Source organism: Bacteroides reticulotermitis JCM 10512, assembly GCF_000517545.1.
Classification (GTDB): Bacteria; Bacteroidota; Bacteroidia; order Bacteroidales; family Bacteroidaceae; genus Bacteroides; species Bacteroides reticulotermitis.
Genome location: NZ_BAIV01000021.1, coordinates 27,383 through 45,170, shown reverse-complemented (window position 1 = coordinate 45,170; position 17,788 = coordinate 27,383). Strand labels below are relative to the sequence as shown.

At 45.8% G+C, this 17,788-nt stretch carries 12 protein-coding genes and 3 pseudogenes; 11 read left to right on the top strand and 4 right to left on the bottom strand.

The window, feature by feature from the left end:
- The first annotated feature begins 8 nt into the window (after window positions 1–8).
- From JCM10512_RS13125 to JCM10512_RS13100, 7 genes and pseudogenes are all read left to right on the top strand, one after another.
- The gene (locus JCM10512_RS13125; protein WP_044163709.1) at window positions 9–1,250 is read left to right on the top strand and encodes a rhamnogalacturonan acetylesterase; all 1,242 of its coding nucleotides are present in this window, start codon (window positions 9–11) and stop codon (window positions 1,248–1,250) included.
- Between the two features lie 39 nt (window positions 1,251–1,289).
- The gene (locus tag JCM10512_RS23085; protein WP_200869102.1) at window positions 1,290–1,661 is read left to right on the top strand and encodes an SGNH/GDSL hydrolase family protein; all 372 of its coding nucleotides are present in this window, start codon (window positions 1,290–1,292) and stop codon (window positions 1,659–1,661) included.
- A gap of 130 nt (window positions 1,662–1,791) precedes the next feature.
- Window positions 1,792–3,327, top strand: a complete 1,536-nt coding sequence (locus tag JCM10512_RS13115; protein ID WP_369346476.1) for an alpha-d-galacturonidase — start codon at window positions 1,792–1,794, stop codon at window positions 3,325–3,327.
- Window positions 3,328–3,364: 37 nt separating this feature from the next.
- A complete protein-coding gene (locus JCM10512_RS13110) occupies window positions 3,365–6,385 on the top strand; it encodes a glycoside hydrolase family 2 protein (protein ID WP_044163707.1) in 3,021 nt (1,006 codons plus the stop codon).
- A gap of 99 nt (window positions 6,386–6,484) precedes the next feature.
- A pseudogene (locus JCM10512_RS24625) lies at window positions 6,485–7,950 on the top strand (sensor histidine kinase); the annotation flags it as partial.
- A 6-nt stretch (window positions 7,951–7,956) separates the two neighbouring features.
- Window positions 7,957–8,802, top strand: a complete 846-nt coding sequence (locus tag JCM10512_RS24025) for a response regulator (RefSeq protein ID WP_244437203.1) — start codon at window positions 7,957–7,959, stop codon at window positions 8,800–8,802.
- Window positions 8,771–10,134, top strand: a pseudogene (locus tag JCM10512_RS13100) (sigma-54-dependent transcriptional regulator). The gene JCM10512_RS24025 and the pseudogene JCM10512_RS13100 overlap by 32 nt, the downstream one beginning before the upstream one ends.
- 9 nt (window positions 10,135–10,143) lie before the next feature.
- Here JCM10512_RS13100 and JCM10512_RS13095 read toward each other — a convergent pair.
- From JCM10512_RS13095 to mobA, 4 genes and pseudogenes are all read right to left on the bottom strand, one after another.
- Window positions 10,144–10,572, bottom strand: coding sequence for a hypothetical protein (locus JCM10512_RS13095; RefSeq protein WP_044163705.1), 429 nt, complete (start codon window positions 10,570–10,572; stop codon window positions 10,144–10,146).
- Between the two features lie 277 nt (window positions 10,573–10,849).
- Window positions 10,850–12,888: pseudogene (gene mobC, locus JCM10512_RS13090) on the bottom strand (conjugal transfer protein MobC).
- A gap of 33 nt (window positions 12,889–12,921) precedes the next feature.
- Window positions 12,922–14,181: a conjugal transfer protein MobB gene (mobB, locus tag JCM10512_RS13085; RefSeq protein WP_044163703.1), complete on the bottom strand. Its 1,260-nt coding sequence runs from the start codon at window positions 14,179–14,181 to the stop codon at window positions 12,922–12,924.
- The gene (gene mobA / locus JCM10512_RS13080) at window positions 14,166–14,588 is read right to left on the bottom strand and encodes a conjugal transfer protein MobA (RefSeq protein WP_044163777.1); all 423 of its coding nucleotides are present in this window, start codon (window positions 14,586–14,588) and stop codon (window positions 14,166–14,168) included. Before mobA ends, mobB begins: the two co-directional genes overlap by 16 nt.
- A gap of 698 nt (window positions 14,589–15,286) precedes the next feature.
- Here mobA and JCM10512_RS13075 point away from each other — a divergent pair.
- From JCM10512_RS13075 to JCM10512_RS13060, 4 genes are all read left to right on the top strand, one after another.
- The gene (locus JCM10512_RS13075; protein ID WP_044163701.1) at window positions 15,287–16,045 is read left to right on the top strand and encodes a ParA family protein; all 759 of its coding nucleotides are present in this window, start codon (window positions 15,287–15,289) and stop codon (window positions 16,043–16,045) included.
- Between the two features lie 11 nt (window positions 16,046–16,056).
- Window positions 16,057–16,509 carry a DUF3408 domain-containing protein gene (locus JCM10512_RS13070; RefSeq protein WP_044163700.1) on the top strand — a complete coding sequence of 151 codons (453 nt, stop codon included), beginning with the start codon at window positions 16,057–16,059 and terminating at the stop codon, window positions 16,507–16,509.
- Window positions 16,497–17,171 (top strand): DUF4122 family protein, encoded by a 675-nt coding sequence (locus JCM10512_RS13065; RefSeq protein ID WP_044163697.1) that lies wholly within the window; start codon window positions 16,497–16,499, stop codon window positions 17,169–17,171. The genes JCM10512_RS13070 and JCM10512_RS13065 overlap by 13 nt, the downstream gene beginning before the upstream one ends.
- Before the next feature lie 292 nt (window positions 17,172–17,463).
- The gene (locus JCM10512_RS13060) at window positions 17,464–17,784 is read left to right on the top strand and encodes a DUF4134 domain-containing protein (RefSeq protein ID WP_317168573.1); all 321 of its coding nucleotides are present in this window, start codon (window positions 17,464–17,466) and stop codon (window positions 17,782–17,784) included.
- Window positions 17,785–17,788: the final 4 nt, after the last annotated feature.

Genomic DNA, 17,788 nt, shown 5'->3' with positions numbered 1-17,788 from the left:
ATGAAGAAATGAAAGTTTTGTTTTTGAGTTTGTTGTTGGTTGTGGCAGTATGTTTGCGGGCGCAGAAAACGGATGAAATTTATCATCTAACGGACACTGCCCGTTATTCCGATGTAAGAGGATATGGATATGATTTTGTGCCCACTCCGCTAAAAGGCGGTAAGAAACCTTTTTTTTATTCGGTGAAAGTGCCTGACGGGAATTATCTTGTTACCGTAACGCTCGGTGGCAAGAAACAGGCGGGGGTAACTACCGTCCGCGCTGAAAACCGCCGTCTGTTCGTCCAACGTCTGGTTACGAAAAAAGGTCAATTCGTGGAACAGTCCTTTGTCGTCAACAAGCGTACGCCACGTATCTCTGACGGGGACTCGGTGAAAATAAAAGATCGTGAAAAAGATTATATGACTTGGGATGACCGTCTTACACTCGAATTTAATGGAGATACACCCCTGTGCCAAAGTATCCGTATCCGACCGGCAGCCGACAGTGTCGTCACTGTATATCTTTGCGGTAACAGTACGGTGGTTGATCAAAGCCGTGAGCCTTGGGCAAGTTGGGGACAGATGATTCCCCTCTTTTTTGACACGGGCATTGCAATTGCCAATTACGCTGAAAGTGGAGAAACAGCAGGCTCTTTTATTGGTAGAGGGCGGTTGCGGCAAGCAGTTTCGAAAATGAAAGCAGGTGACTATGTATTCATTGAATTTGGCCATAATGACCAAAAAGAAAGTGGTGCAGGTAAGGGTGCGTATTTTTCTTTTGTGACAAACCTGAAAACAATCATTGACGAAGCAAGAAATAAAGGAGCCAATCTCGTATTGGTGACACCTACTTCCCGACGTCAGTTTGATGACAATGGAAGAATTAAAGATACTCACGGTGAATACGATGATGCGGTGCGCTGGCTGGCAAAGAAAGAAAATATTTCGCTGATTGACCTTACGCAAATGACAGCCGTGCTCTACGAGGCGTTTGGCACGGAGAATTCCAAGAAAGCATTCGTTCATTATCCTGCAAATACTTTTCCCGGACAGACAAAGGCTCTGGCCGACAATACACATTTCAGTGCTTTTGGCGCTTATGAAGTCGCTCAATGTGTTTTACGTGGAATCAGAGATAGTAAAATTCCTTTGTTAAAACATATTTTGCCCGAATACAAAAAAATCGATCCTGCCAAACCGGACGAATTTAACACCTTTCACTGGGATTTAGCTCCATTGTATGAAATTGAGAAACCGGATGGAAACTGAAATACTCCAATAGTGATTTTACATTTAAAGGAAATGATTATGCTAAAAAAAATATCTGTTACAGCCCTTTTTGCATTCGCTTTTATTTGCCTTTCTTTTACAACAAAAAGTAAAATAACAGTTTTTACTATTGGTGATTCAACGATGGCACCCAAAGATACGACTGATAATCCGGAAAGAGGTTGGGCGATGGCATTCCCTCTGTTTTTTGATACGGCAAATGTCAAGTTTGAAAATCATGCACAAAATGGACGAAGTACAAAAAGCTTTATAGATGAGGGGAGTTGGCAGAGAGTTGTTGAACGGCTGAAACCGGGCGATTATGTTTTCATCCAATTTGGACACAATGATGAAAAAAAGAGAAGCCTTCTGTATATGCTGATCCTCAGGGTGCATATCGGGAGAATCTAACTCGTTTTATGCGTGAAACAAAAGAAAAAGGTGCCAATCCTATACTGATGACTTCCATTGTTCGTCGAAAGTTTGATGATAAAGGCGTTCTTCTAGATACCATGGGGAATATCCGGGTGTAGTACGTTCTTTGGCAAAGGAATTAAACGTTCCACTTATAGATATGGAGGCTAAATCACGGGTGAAAATACAAGAACTTGGCGACTCTACTTCAAAAAAGCTCTTTGTTTGGTTTGATGCTGGGGTACATAAACGTTTTCCAAAAGGGAAACAAGATGATACGCACTTGAACGCTTCTGGTGCGACATTTATTGCACAGTTAGCTGTAGATGGCATCAGAGAACTTAAACTTCCTCTTGAAAAGGAACTCTTGCCTTACGACTTATTGGCTGTTGATGCCCCTTTTTCGATGCCATTGATTCGTGTTTTCCGTTTTCCTCAAAAAGATTTTCCTATAACAAAATACGGAGCTCAATCGGGAGGTAAATTTGATAATACGAAAGTTTTTGCTAAAGCCATTTTAGAATGTAATAAGGCGGGTGGGGGGCGTGTGGTTGTGCCTGCAGGTGAATGGCTGACCGGACCTATTCATTTCCTCAGCAATGTCAATTTGTATCTGGAGGAAGGGGCGGTGTTACTGTTTTCGGATAATCCGTCCGATTATTTGCCTGCCGTAATGACTTCGTGGGAGGGTATGGAATGTTATAACTATTCGCCTTTGCTCTATGCTTTTAATTGCGAAAACATTGCCATTACCGGTAGGGGTATGTTAAAACCGAAAATGGAAACGTGGAGAACCTGGTTTAAACGACCACAACCACATCTTGACGCTTTGAAAAAACTGTATGATATGGCATCTTTTGATGTACCTGTTGAAAAACGGCAAATGGCAAAGGATGAAAATAATCTCCGCCCGCATCTGATTCATTTCAACCGGTGCAGGAATGTTTTGCTTGACAGTTTCAAAATCAGGGAAAGTCCGTTTTGGACAATTCATATTTATATGTGTGAGAATGGAGTTGCCCGTAATTTGGATGTCCGTGCACACGGACATAACAATGATGGAATTGACCTTGAAATGACTAAGGACTTCTTAGTAGAAAACTGTACTTTCGATCAAGGTGATGATGCAGTTGTTATCAAGGCCGGGCGTAACCGTGATGCTTGGAGACTTAATACTCCGACTGAAAATATAGTCGTGCGTAATTGTACTATTCTTAAGGGACACGCGTTGTTGGCTGTGGGTAGTGAAATCTCGGGTGGCATACGCAATGTTTATATGCACGACTGTACGGCGCCGAATAATGTGAATCGATTCTTTTTTATAAAAACAAACCATCGTCGCGGCGGGTTCATCGAAAATATTTATATGGAAAATGTACATTCCGGTACTACAAAATGCTTGTTTGAGATTGACACCGATGTGCTCTACCAATGGAAAGATCTTGTACCCACATATGAAACGCGTATTACGCGTATTAATAATATCGTTTTGAAAAATGTAACCTGCGATAGTACTAATGTTGTTTACGAACTGAAAGGGGATGCCCGTTTGCCAATTAGTAATGTTGAAATTAACAATGTAAAGATAGGAAAAGTACTTCACTATTTTAAAAGAGTGAAGAATACTGAAAATTTAGTTGAAATTAATGATAACAGCAAGTAGGAGTATTATATAATAATAATAATCAAAAAAATTAAATATGAAAAACAAAAAAATCATCTTATCTTTTTGCTTTAGCATCTTTTTGCTTGCAAATCTTTGGGCACAACCGACTTTTAAAAGTAACGAGCGTGTGAAATATAACTTTAACTCTGATTGGCTATTGCAAATCAGCGATGTGAAAAATGCGCAAAGCGTAAATTTCAACGATAAAGCATGGAAAATGGTGACTCTGCCTCATGCATTTAATGAGGATGAAGCCTTTCGTGTATCCATCTATGAGCATACAGATACGATTGTTTGGTATCGCAAGCATTTCCGCTTACCGAAAGCTGCTGTTGGAAAAAAAATCTTCATTGAGTTTGAAGGAATCCGTTTTGGTGGAGAATTTTATGTAAATGGAAAGTCAGTAGGTATACACGAAAACGGGGTCATGGCTTTTGGCTTTGATATTACCGATTTTGTAAATTTTGATAAGGAAAATGTCATAGCCGTACGTATTGATAATTCGTGGAAATACAAGGAACGTGCCACCGGTTCAGGTTATCAGTGGAACGATATGAATTTTAATGCCAATTATGGAGGTATTCCGAAAAATGTCTATTTGCATGTTACATCGAAACTCTATCAGACCTTGCCTCTTTATAGTAACCTGAAAACGACCGGGACGTATATTTATGCCCGTGAGATTGACATAACAAAGAAAAACGCATTGATTTTTGCCAATACGGAAGTGCGTAACGAGTTTAAAGTCGGTAAGACATTTACTTTGGAAATGCAGCTGGAAGATTTAGATGGAAAAGTTATAAAAACGGCAGAGAGCAAACCAGTCACGATTGCGGCGGGAGAAACGAAAAATATAAAGGTTAGTGACCGTGTAGGAAATCTGCATTTCTGGAGTTGGGGATATGGCTACCTTTATAACGTATATACAATTCTAAAAATTGATGGTAATCCGGTAGATGTCGTCAAAACTCGTACAGGATTCCGTAAGACCCGTTTTGCCGATGGTCAGATTTGGTTGAATGACCGTGTGATCCAGATAAAAGGTTATGCAGAGCGTACAAGTAATGAATGGCCGGCCGTGGGGTTATCCGTACCTGCTTGGCTCAGCGATTTCAGCAACAAGATGATGGTGGAGGGCAATGCCAATACGGTGCGTTGGATGCATGTTACACCTTGGAAGCAGGATGTGGAAAGTTGTGACCGGGTTGGATTGATGCAATTGATGCCTGCCGGAGATGCAGAAAAAGATGTTACAGGCAGACGTTGGGAGCAACGAGTTGAATTGATGCGTGATGCCATTATTTACAATCGGAATAACCCGTCTGTTATTTTCTATGAATGTGGAAATGATAATATCAGTGAAGAGCACATGGCTGAGATGAAAATTATTCGTGATCAATACGATCCTTATGGCGGACGTGCTATAGGTTCGCGTGAAATGCTGGATAGCAAGATAGCCGAATATGGTGGTGAGATGCTTTACATTAATAAAAGCGCACACATTCCGATGTTTGCTACTGAGTATTGTCGTGATGAAGCGCTGCGTAAATATTGGGACGATTATTCTTATCCTTTCCATAAGGATGGGGAGGGGTCAAAATATTATCGCTCTACGATTACCAATACGGCCAAACCTCTTGCCGATGCTTCTGCCTACAACCGGAATCAGGATTCATTTTTTAAAGAGTTGATTACACGCTGGTGGGATTATTACCGTGTACGTCCCGGAACGGGAACCCGTGTGAGTTCCGGTGGTCTGAAAATTCATTTTCACGATTCGAATACACATTTTCGTGGTGCGGAAAATTACCGTCGTAGTGGTGTTGTGGACGCGATGCGTATACCCAAAGATGCTTTCTATGCTCACCAAGTGATGTGGAACGGTTGGGTGGATACGGAGCAAGAGAGTACATATATTTGCGGACATTGGAATTATGATTCTTCGGTTAAGAAGGATATCTATGTTGTATCCACGGGTGAGAAAGTGGAACTTTTTGTTAATGGGAAGTCTTTGGGATTGGGCGAAAGAAGTAGCCATTTCCTTTTTACTTTTCCGAATATAAAATGGGAGAAAGGTGTAATTGAGGCAGTTAGTTATGATAATACGGGGACCGTCTTAAGCCGGGCAGAGAAGGAGACAGTCGGTGAGCCATATTCTATAAAGATGAGGGCGATAACTGCTCCTGATGGATTTAAGGCGGACGGTGCGGATATGGCTTTGATAGAAATAGAAGTAACGGATAAGGAAGGCAGGTGTTGCCCGCTGGCAAACAATAAAATTCACTTTGAATTGCAGGGTGAAGCGGAATGGCTTGGAGGACTGGCGAAAGGCGATGAGGGGAATTATGTCCTTTCAAAGGATTTACCTGTGGAATGTGGTGTGAATCGTGTTTTGATTCGTTCTACCGGAAAAGCAGGCAAGATTAGGTTGACTGCAACTTCCGATAGCCTGTCCACAGCTACAATTAATTTGCAAACTGTCCCTTTCAAGACTAAAACCGGTTTCTCTACTTATATTTCGGGGGAACATCAGCCGGTGAATCTTATGCGGGGGGAGACTCCGAAAGGTGAATCGTTTAAAGTCTTGAGAAAAGCTGTGAAGATAGTAGGTGCGACGGCAGGGGCGAATGAAGACAAAGTATATAATGCCTTTGATGATAACGAACTTTCCGAATGGCGGAATGACGGCCGACTCTCTACAGGCTGGATAAAGTTTGAACTGGCTCATGATGCCACAATCGATCAAGTGGAAATGAAACTTACCGGCTGGAGGATGCGTTCGTATCCAATTCAGATCTTGGTGGATGATAGGGTGGTTTATGAAGGAGAAACTTCCAAAAGTTTGGGTTACATCTGTATTCCTTTTGCTGCAACCAAAGGACGCTTCGTAACTGTCCGCTTGACAGATGCTAATAAAGAAGAAGATTCCTTCAGTGGTATTGTGGAAGTTGCAGCTCCTGCAGCGGGCGAACTAGATCTCTTTAAGGCGAAAGATGGTGATAAGGCGAACAATGAGTTGAGAATTGTTGAGATTGAGTTCCTGGAGAATTTGTAACGGATTGTAGAGGAGCTTGACTTGGTAACTGGAAGATGATAACTGGGAAGCTAGTTGTATACAGCACTGCACGGACGACTAAATATGTAAAAGAGAAAAATGTTAACCAATAACAGGATATTGCAACTGAAGATATTGGCAGGTTACGTTATCGTCTTTGCAGTCATTGGCTGCATGTCGGTGATCCTGTTGCGTGAACGGCATCGGATAAAGGAGATAGAGGCAGGCAGTGACGGTCTTGTAGCTATCCGGAGAGGGATGCAGCAAGTGCATCGTTCTATTGCGGAACTTGCCATGTACGGTGAATCTGTCATCAGTTGGGATAGTCTGGACTATAAAGAATACACTAGCCTTCGCCTGCACACGGACAGCCTGCTGGCTGCATTAGGCCGTTACGGCGACTGTCTTATCCTCCCGGGACAATTGGATACGCTACGCTGTTTGCTCTCCGACAAAGAGAAATATCTGCAACATATTGTGGAAACGCTGCAGGAACAAGAGACGGCAGACAACTTGTTGGTGCACCGTCTTCCGGTTCTGACGCGTCAGGCAACCTGTCCTAAAGCGGTTGTCAGAAAAAAGAAAGGGATTGCCGGATGGCTCGGAGGAAAGAAGACCGTGCATGTGTTCGCCTCTCCCGGCCCGTTATATGCGCTGAACAGCCAACTTATCGGGATGCAGCGGAACCGTGCACGAAGCCTGGGGACTTTAACGGACAGCCTGAGGCAAAAAAACAGGATACTGAACAGCCAGCTCATGGGAGTAATCAACCGGTTGGACAAACAGTCGGAAACCATTCTGCTGCACAAAGAAGAGCAAGTGGAGGAGATGGAGGAAGAGTCATTTTATCTCTTATCGGGTGTTATTGCCGCAGCAATCATGTCGTTGTTTGTTTTTTTTCTTATTATACGGCGTGATATCCGGCGGCGTGAAGGGCTGATCAGGAAAAACAGGGAAATGCTGGAGATGAGAAAGAAAATTATCCTTACGCTCTCCCATGATATCCGCGGGCCGCTGAATGCCATTTCCGGCAATGCTGAACTGTCTATGGACACACGCGACAGGAAAAAGCGCAATGCCCACCTGAATAATATCCGCATCCTGTGCAGGCATATCCTCCACCTCCTCAATAACCTGCTTGACGTTTACCGGCTGAACGAAGCAAAAGAAATAAGGAATGACGTGCCTTTCCATTTGTCCGAATTGTTGGAGCGCATCGCTTCGATCCACAGCCAGCCTGTCAACGACAAGGGACTTTTATTTGCACATGAATTTAGCGGTGCGGATGTGGTTGTATCGGGAGATACCGACCGTATCGAACAGATAGTGGACAATCTGCTGGTCAATGCCGTAAAGTTTACCGATACGGGCACCATACGTTTTACCGCTACCTACAAAGGCGGGATGCTGTTGCTGGAAATCAGTGATACGGGAATCGGTATGGGCGGGGAGCAGCTGGACAGGATATTCAATCCGTTCGAACGGGGGAACGATGCTGCGCATGCGGAAGCTTCGGCCTGGGGCTTGCCATTACCCGGGGCTTGGTCAGTCTGCTGGATGGGACGATTTCGGTGACAAGCCGTAAGGGACAAGGCAGTACATTTCTAGTCAGTCTCCCTCTTCCGGAAACAGCGGAAGCGGGGGAAGAAGAGCCTGCTACCCCCAATTGTCCGTTGCGGCCTCCGGGACGGGTCATTCTCATTGACGATGATCCGATGCAGCTTGAAATCGTCAAGGAGATGCTGGAGCGGAGCGGAATATCCTGCCGGGCATGCGGCAATGTGCAGGAAGTGGTCAGGGAGATGCGGACGACGGATTTTGACCTGTTGCTTACCGACATACAGATGGCAGGTACAAACGGTTTCGACCTGCTGAAGCTACTGCGCGGCTCCACTATCGGCAATTCCCGGACGATCCCTGTGGTTGCGATGACAGCACGTGGTGACAAAGAAAAGGGATCGTTCCTCCAGGTCGGTTTTACTGCCTGCATTTATAAACCCTTTTCCATGAACGAACTGCTCGTTTTGCTTTCATCTACTATGCAGACATTTGAAGAAAAAACGATGATGGCGGACTTTTCCGCATTGACAACGGATGTAAGGGATAAACGTAAAATGCTTGAAACGTTTGTCCGGGAGTCTGCAAATAATATAGCGGAACTGGAACAAGCCATGGAAGCCGGGAATGTGGGAAAGATGCGGGAAATCATACACCGGATGCTGCCTGTGCTGGAAATGGTGAAGGCCGAAGAACCCCTGTTCGATTACCGGGCTTTGCTGCATACAGGAAAAAATAGAAATATTTTATGGGAGCAGACAGCAAAAGTTGTCTCCCATCTAAGGATGCTAGCGGATGAAGCCGTAGCGGAAATACAGAGGATAGACGATGAACGGGAAAATACTGATAGTGGAAGATAATATTTCCCTTTCCATGTTGGAGAAAGAGTGGCTGGAGATGGATGGATATGAAGTGGTGACTGCCATGGGTGAGCCGGTCGCCGCGGGCATATACGGAAAGGATCTTTTGATCTTATCTTCTCGGATGTCCGTCTGCCGGAAGGCGACGGGATTTCTTTTCTGGAATGGATCGTAAAAGAAAGGATACGCATTCCGTTTATCATCATGACGGATTACGCTTCTTATCCCGATGCGGTGCGTGCTATCAAATTGGGAGCGGCGGATTACCTGCCCAAGCCCGTGTACAGGGAGCGATTGCTGGAATTGGCACATGACTTGTTGAAGCTTCCGTCTGCCGTGCGCAACCGGGGAAAATCGCTATTTAAACGCATCAGTTGCCAGGCGCTTTATGTGGACAAGATGGCACGGCTGGTTGGTCCCACGGATATATCAGTCCTGATACTTGGTGCGAACGGTACCGGAAAGGAATCGGTGGCGCAAAGTATACACGGATACAGCGAGCGGTGCCAGATGCCTTTTGTAGCCGTGAACTGTGCCGTGATACCAAGGGAACTTGCCCCGTCCATGTTCTTCGGGCATGTAAAAGGTGCGTTCACCGGAGCCGATACCAACAGGGAAGGTTATTTCGGCAGGACGGAAGGCGGCACACTGTTTCTGGATGAAATCGGCACGTTGTCTTTCGAGGTACAATCCATGTTGCTGCGCGTTTTGCAGGAAAATACATATATGCCTGTGGGAGGCAACCGGGAAAAGAGGGCGGATGTACGCATTATCTCCGCCACAAACGAAGACCTGTCTAAAGCCGTCAGGGAAGGACGTTTCCGTGAGGATTTGTATCACCGCCTGAACGAATTTGAAATCCGCCAGCCTTCCCTTGCCGAATGTAAGGAAGACATCCTGCCGCTTGCCGAATTCTTCCGGGAACGTTTTTCCAAAGAACTGAGGCGGGAAACGGCAGGATTCAGTGATGGGGCAAAGCGGTTGTTACTCTCATATCCGTGGCCGGGCAACATCAGGGAGCTGCGGAACAAGGTGAAGCGGGCGGTGCTGGTATCGGAGCATCCCTTATTGTCGGGAGAAGACATGGATATACACTTCGAAATGACTTCCGTAAAGGATACTCTGTATGAGGAGAAGAAAGAAAGTCCGGCCCTGTCTTTAAGAGATGATACGCAAGAGATCGGGCGGATACGGCTGGCAGTGGAAAAGGCAAAGGGTAACCTGACAGAAGCCGCCCGATTGCTTGGCGTCAGCCGTGTTACGTTGTATGCCAAATTGAAAAAATACGGCATAACGGAGTTGTACCCGAACAAGAGTACCGGAAAAAAATAAGCTTATATTTCATAGAGTTTTTCCATCCGGTACTCTTTTATATCTCATACAACAGATATTGTTACGGAAAGACTTGATTTTGCATAACATCCAGTTATCCGGTTGAAAATGGTTTTTCAAGTTGAAGCCTGTTCCATATGATACGGGTACCTGGTATACGATCATTTCATCTACAAGCTTGTATAAGGAAAGCCCGCGCAGGAGTTCCGCGGTTTCTTCATCGAGAATCTCCGCAAGATAAATAAAGGAATCGCTTTCACGGTTCTTCTGACAAATCAAGTCCAATAACGGGTAATGGGGGAATAAGGGATATGTGCACCCGTCACGCCAACGGGGAAATCCTCTGTTGTCGTTTTTTAGCCATTGCATCAAATGTTCGTTTTCTTTCGGGAGAAAACCGTCCAGCGTTACTGCCATTACTACTTTTACTTTTGCCATACCTCTGTCCTTTAGAATGAAGAAGCGTGAAATCCACGCTGTTCCGAACGGGGGCTCTGGTAAGCCCAATAACAGAAACATGCATGGACTCACGCTATAAGATACAGCACAAGCCTCACGCAATAGTCCCTGTCATTTGAAATTTACCAGATTTCCGTTCGAGACGTCTTGCGACTTATGTATAACAGGCAGATAAAATTCTCTAATCCACCGCTATATTCTATTTTAATGTTCAAATATAGCTATAATTGACGAATAGCCAATCGGGCATTCCTGATTATTTCTTTTTCTTGCCCTCCTTCCCTGTCTTATCCTCCAATCCAAGCCGTTTGCACAGTTCGGGGTCGCTTTTAATGCGATCCATCTCCATATTGATAATCGCTTGTGCATCCGCCTTAATCTGGTCGTAGTTCCGCCCGATCTGCTGCATCATGACATCATTTCCGTTCTGGTCCTTGAATTCATTGATAATGGGAATCTTCCTATAGGCTTTTGTTTCGGCATCCACCTTTGCATGGTCTACAATAATTTCCGCATGGAAAATTTTCTGGTCTATCTTTTCACCGAAGTTATCCGATACGGCTCCTACGAATGTTCCCTGCGAGAGGTTGGAAATCTTGGAAGCCGGAATGAGTGAATCGAGCTGCGTGTTGATGGAAGTGGATACATCCTGCCGGTTGATGGAGACGGACTGCCGTTGCTGGAGTACCTTTCCGAAACGTTCCGAAAGCGTTTTGGCTGTTTCTCCCACTACCTGGCCGCTAAAAATATTGCCTACCGTGTTTTGCACCACTTTCGATTCTTTTTCACCGTAGTCGCGGTTTAGCTGGCTGAAATCCTGAAACCCCAGGCAGACCGCCACTTTGTTGCTCCGGGCAGTGGCGATCAGGTTATCCAGCCCGCGGAAATAGATGGTTGGCAATTCGTCAATGATGACCGTACTTTTGAGCATTCCCTTCTTGTTGATCAGCTTTACGATACGTGAATTATACAATCCGAGTGCCGCCGAATAGATATTCTGCCGATCCGGATTATTGCCGACACATAACAGCTTCGGTTCGTTTGGATTATTTATGTCTAATGAAAAATCGTTACCCGTCATTACCCAATAAAGTTGTGGTGAAATCATACGGGTAAGCGGGATTTTGGCGCTTGCTATCTGTCCTTGCAACTGGTCCTGGGCTCCGGATTTCCAGGCATCCATGAAGGGGGAAAGGTAATTCTCCAACTCCGGGTAAGAGGTCAGGATGGTGAATAAATCCGAGTAAGGCTTGTTGAGCAGTTCCACCGCATGGGGAAAAGTACAATAGATTCCGTTCTTGTAGATTTTGAGGTACCAGATGATAGCCGCCAGCAGGATAATTGGTGATTCCACAAAGAAATCCCCCTGCTTCTCGATCCATGTTTTGTTGAGATTTAACATGATCGTATAGCTTGCCTCATACGCATCCGAGATATCTGTCATGAATTCCGGATTGATGGGGTTACAGCGGTGTGATCTTCTCGGGTCATCGAAATTAATGACATAGAATTTCGGCTTAACTTTGTATTTATCCATATTGTGCAGTAGCGTGTTATAGGCGATTATGGACAGATCGTCGAACTTGTAATCGTAGATATAACAACTATATCCTTTGGATATCATCTGGCGGATGTAGTTATTCACTACTGCATATGATTTCCCCGAACCGGGGGTACCCAGTACAATCGTTGCACGGAAAGGATTCACTACATTAATCCACCCGTCGTTCTGTTTCCCCTGATACTGGAACCTGGTCGGCAGATTAACCGAATACTCGTTCTCCATCAAACGTGTTTCCTGCAGGAAAGATTCGTTTTCTGTGTTGAACACGTCGGTCATGAGGTTATGTTTATACAGGCGGCTCATCCACAGTCCCGCCATCAGCAGGCAAAGGTAGCCCGATGCCAGCGTAAAGACATATAAGGCGGTCATAACGGCATATGGCAATGACAGGTCCAGTATCCACCAGTTCAGGAAGAAAAGGATGAAGCCACTGAACAGTGCGGCATAAATCCCGGGCCGGGTAATCTTTTCTCCCTTGACTCCTTTTGTTCCCAGGCACGAAATAGCCAGCAATAATACCGCCGCCAGTTTACTCCAGAGGATACGGCTGAAAATCCCGGTCGTATTGTTGAAACTCCTGAGAATTTTGTCTATGACTTCCATCCGGATGTGCCATTCGACAATGCTTGGATAACAGAATACATAAACATGTACCACCAAAAGAAAAATACTCACCGCCCGTCCGAACTCCATAATCTTGGCGAGAGCCTTAAATCGTCTTCCTGTTGCATAAAAGTTGTGTATAAATGGGTTCATAATTGATTTTAAATACCGCGTGATTTGCGTTTTACGGTTTTCTTCTTTTTCTTCATACGGCGTGCGAAGTTCTCTTCCTCGTAATCCGCCGGGTTGGTTTCCATAGAGAAAACGCCTGCCGCCTGCTCCAATGCGCTTCCGTGTTCCACATTGTGGACATGCTGCTGCCAAAGTTCCGTCGCTGCATGCGCGTCTTTGTCATTTCCGGATATTCTGTCCCATCCTCTGAAGAGTTCGTTGAACACATTGGCGGAGAATTCCTTACCCATGCGTGAGCCGTTGAATACTTCCCGGTTGTCATGGTCTATGAAAGTGACACCATAGATACGTCCCTGCTCATTCCGGCGGAAAACGATGTCAATGTGGTTCTTTCGTAAGCGGTCTGTCAGCTCTTCACGCGAACGTGCGTGCTGCATGGCGTAAACAACGGTTCCCTTGATGCCCGGAGTCCATTTGCCTTCCTTGAAGTCTTTGGCGTGTGAGAGCATCCTCTTTTCCAGCCGTTCGTTCCCGAAACGTTTGCCGAAGCGTGCACTTTTGAAAGGCGGGCTGACCACTTTCCCATTGTCATCGGTCGCCGAGTAGACAATACCGGTATAAGGCGTGCCCTTGTATTCCCCCCTGACCTGTCGGGCTTCGATGTTGAACGTGGAGAGCAGGGCGCTGTATTCGCCGAACGTATGGAAACGGTAGCCTTCGAGCACGGCTTTCAGGGTATTCCCTATCCTGTGTCGTATATCACCTTCCGAAGCGTCCACCTTTTTCAGTTCCGCTTTCAGATTCCGTCCCTCCATGTCCGCACCGTTGCGCAGTCCGAAGTCAATCTCCAGTTCCCGGCAGGCGGTCATGGAACGGCGGTGTTCATAAGAGTCGCTGATCTTCTTTCCTTCCTCATCCACGCAGATACTTACGATATGGACATGCGTATTGTGTGTATCCTTGTGCTTATAGGCGATGTAAGGCTGGTCGCCATAGCCCATCTTTTGCATGTATTTCCCTGCTAAATCCGCCAACTGTTCATCAGAAAGCTTGTCCTCCGGTGCCGGACTGAGTGCGATGTGCAGGACGGGGCTCTCCGTATTCCTGTTTGCCAGCAGGTAGTTTTCAAAGGACAGCAGCGCAAGCCGTATGTCCTTTCCCGGCAGTCCCAGGCGATCGGAAATCATCCGGTTGCCGGACAATATTTCAGCAATGCCTTTTCCTACCTTCTCATGATTGTAGAAAAGCGCCCCGTAGAGACTGTTGCCATGGCTTATTTTTGCAACCATTTTTTCTCGTATTCTTCAGTTAACGTTCTTATTTTTTTCGTCAGCAGCATCAGTTCGACAGTCATTTTTTCCAGTTTATAGAGCAACGACATCGCACGTTTCTCCCCGAAATTGGTCTTGATGGCACGTACCACCTGGTTGTAATTGTTGCCGATTGCTTGAAACTGTTTGTGGAATTCCGTCAGGCGGATGTAGTAATCCATCGTTGCCTTGTCGATTTTCACCACCTTGAGTTGCCCGCCAAAGATCGACTTCTTGATAAAAAGTGTCCGGTCTTTGGCATCCGCATCGGCAACCAGTCTTTCAAAACGTGTGTTCTCTTCGGCATTCAGACGGAAACTATACTTGTAGTCCGCCGGATCGTTCTTGGGCTTTCTGCCCGTTCTTGTTCTCGATTCCTCCTTCATACACTTTGAGGTATTGGGTTCATACTCTTTCTCAGCCAGAATTTCCGACTTTGGAGGAAATCCCCCGACCATCGGGAGGGCAAGGTGGTTTTTGTCGGACAGGAGCCTTCCTGTCGGACGAAAACACAACTTGCTCCATTCGTTTGAATGGAGAATCCTCCTTCATCGGATTGCTGCGCGACGTTCACGGCGTGCTGTGGTCCGATGAAGCATGGTTTCCTCCATTACCTTATTCTGGTTTTGCAAAGTTAGCGCAGCCTGAACGGCTGGTAAACAGACGTATATATGACACGTAATGACATCCGGTGACATCTGGTGTCAGGTGGCCCTGGATTGGGTGACAGTATCAGAAACACGTTATACTTTTGGCATGATGCAAGGCGGCAGGTATTGAAATGATACACCGACAGAGGCATTGCACGGTTGCCAAGCGTGTTGCATTGTATGAGTACGTTGTGGTTCTGAAAGATGTAACATAATAAGGCTGGATATGCATCAATGCATTCATACACGCATTGCCATGAAGCCTTGCGGCAAAGAATGTAATAAAGTCGTGTAACCTGTAATGTCCGGATACCAAATTACCGGTCTTGTATTGATACAAGATGGTGGAATATGGACCGCTGCATGGCGTCACCGGATGTAAACATACAAACGAGAGAAGAAAATAAGTTATTAACCCCTAAATTCATGAAGTTATGAAGAAGGAACCTTTATTTGTCGCCCTGAGTAACCAGAAGGGCGGAGTGGGCAAATCAACCCTTACCGTGTTGCTTGCCAGTTATTTCCATTATTGCATCGGGAAGAACGTGCTTGTAGTAGATTGCGACTATCCCCAACACAGCATCAGGATTATGCGTGAATGGGACGTGAAAAACGTGGAAAAGAATGCACGCTTGCAAGGTTTGCTGGTGGAACAGTTCGGGGATACCGGAAGAAAAGCATACAATATCCTGTCATCCACGCCGCAGCAGGCAAAAAAGGCGGCTTACGATTTTATCGACCGTTCCGATATCGGATATGACATGGTCCTTGTTGACCTGCCGGGAACCGTCAATACAACGGGAGTTTTCCAGTCCATCATTAATATGGACTATGTTTTCACCCCCGTCACACAGGAACGGATGGTCATGCAAAGCAGCATGACCTTTGTCCTTGCCATCCGTGAATACCTCAACTGCCATAAGGAAGTTCCTTTACAGGGCATCTATATGTTCTGGAACAAGATGGACAAGCGTGTATCCAAAGAGTTGTATAATGCTTATATGACCATTCTCCGTTCCCTGAACCTTCCAGTGTTGGATACTACCCTTCCGCGTGCGGAACGCTACAACAAGGATGCCGGGCAGAACGGGCAGATTTTCCGCAGTACGTTGTTTTCCCCGTCTGCCGCCTTACTGAAAGGGAGTAACCTGGATTTACTTGCCGGTGAAATAGAAAAGATTACCGGACTTTAACCCGTACGGATATGGCAAACAGGAACAGGTCAGTCTATAATGTGGATGAGGATACCCTCAAGCGGATGGTAGCCGGGGATACTTCGGCTTTGGAAAAGATAAAGGAAGAATCTCCGGTGGAAGGAGACGGGAAACTACAATCCGGACCGCCGGAGACAGGGGAGAAGGAGATAACTACAGATAAGAAAATGGTTACCGGTAAAAAAGCACTCCGTGTTTCAGGATATGAGGAATATGCGGAACTGTTCCTTAAGATACAGCTTACCGGGACAAGGCGCCAGACCTATATCCATGATTCCCTGTACCGGGTCATCGCCGAAGTGCTGCCGGTCATCGCACCGGATATGTCCGTGCCCACTTTCGTGAACAATGTATTGTCGGATCATCTGGAGAGGTACCAGGATGTGATTAACGAAATGTATAACCGGAAAGCGACTAAAAAACCCGTGCAATGGAAGAAATAGTATATCTGTCGGTACGCCTTGCCTGTGTTTTCTATATATTATATAAGGTATGGGGAACTAAAAAGAAGGTGCGTGAGATATGTGACTTGTTGTATGTGAAGACTCCTCCTGTCCGGACGGATAAGAAGGAATCGGAGACCATTTTGCCGGAAGCGGCGGATGAATCCGGCGTGATGGGCGGCACCCGCTTTGTCTATCTGGACGAAAATGCCGGAAAAACCGCGGCTCCTTATATGAGCCAGCCTTTGGATACAGGCTATATCGGTGAAGACGAAGATATCCCGGAGGAGGATGTGGAATGTCAGTTACCGTTGGAAGAGATGAAAATATTGAAGGAAGAACAGGAAGATCTGGACGTGACATCCCCTGAAGTTGATCCAGTATCGGGAGCCGTGACACCTGCCGACCTTGACAATGCCGGCAACGTATTGTTCAAATTGGACCATGCGGACCAGGATGAAGAGAAATCACGCCGTGCGGCCCTTACCCTGTACGCCATCCGGGAAACGGACCTGTTTGAGATCTTTTCTTCCCAGGTTGAGAATAAGAACGTCATCGAGAACCTGATGGGTAAATACCTGGACGGGGAAGGGAATGCACTGCCGGTGAGAAAAACGATGGCAGGCACATTCCCGTCGGATGAATGGAAACAGTACCTGTAATTTACCCGCTTCCTTTGATAAAGACACATTCCAGAATGAAAAAGGCAAAATGTGTCTTTATTTTTGCCGGTTCTTTGCATTTGCTTAATAGCAGTAGGCTTCCTCCCGAGGTAAAACTGCAACGATACGTTGCAGAATCTGCTTATAATCGTATTGAACTATTTTATTGTCTATCAGTTCCCTTTGTCTGAAACAGTCCGCACCGGACATCTAATGACATCTGGCGACACCTGATGAAACACTTGCTGCACAGCTGATTAATGCCTATATATTTGCAGTCGAATTCAATTTTATGTCTCACCTAAACGATTCGACAATGAGAAAAAGAATCCTTTTTTCAACTTTGGGCGTATTTGCCGTGGCAACCGCTTTTGCACAAGGCCAGGGCCTTGCGGGCATTAATGAAGCCACCAGCATGATGACATCCTACTTTGATCCGGCCACCAAACTGTGTTATGCCATTGGCGCGGTATTGGGGTTAGTGGGAGGTATCAAGACCTACAGCAAATTTTCAAGCGGTGACCCCGATACGAGCAAGACAGCGGCCAGCTGGTTCTTTGCCTGTATCTTCCTGATTGTGGCGGCTACCATTCTGCGTTCCTTCTTTCTCTAACGGC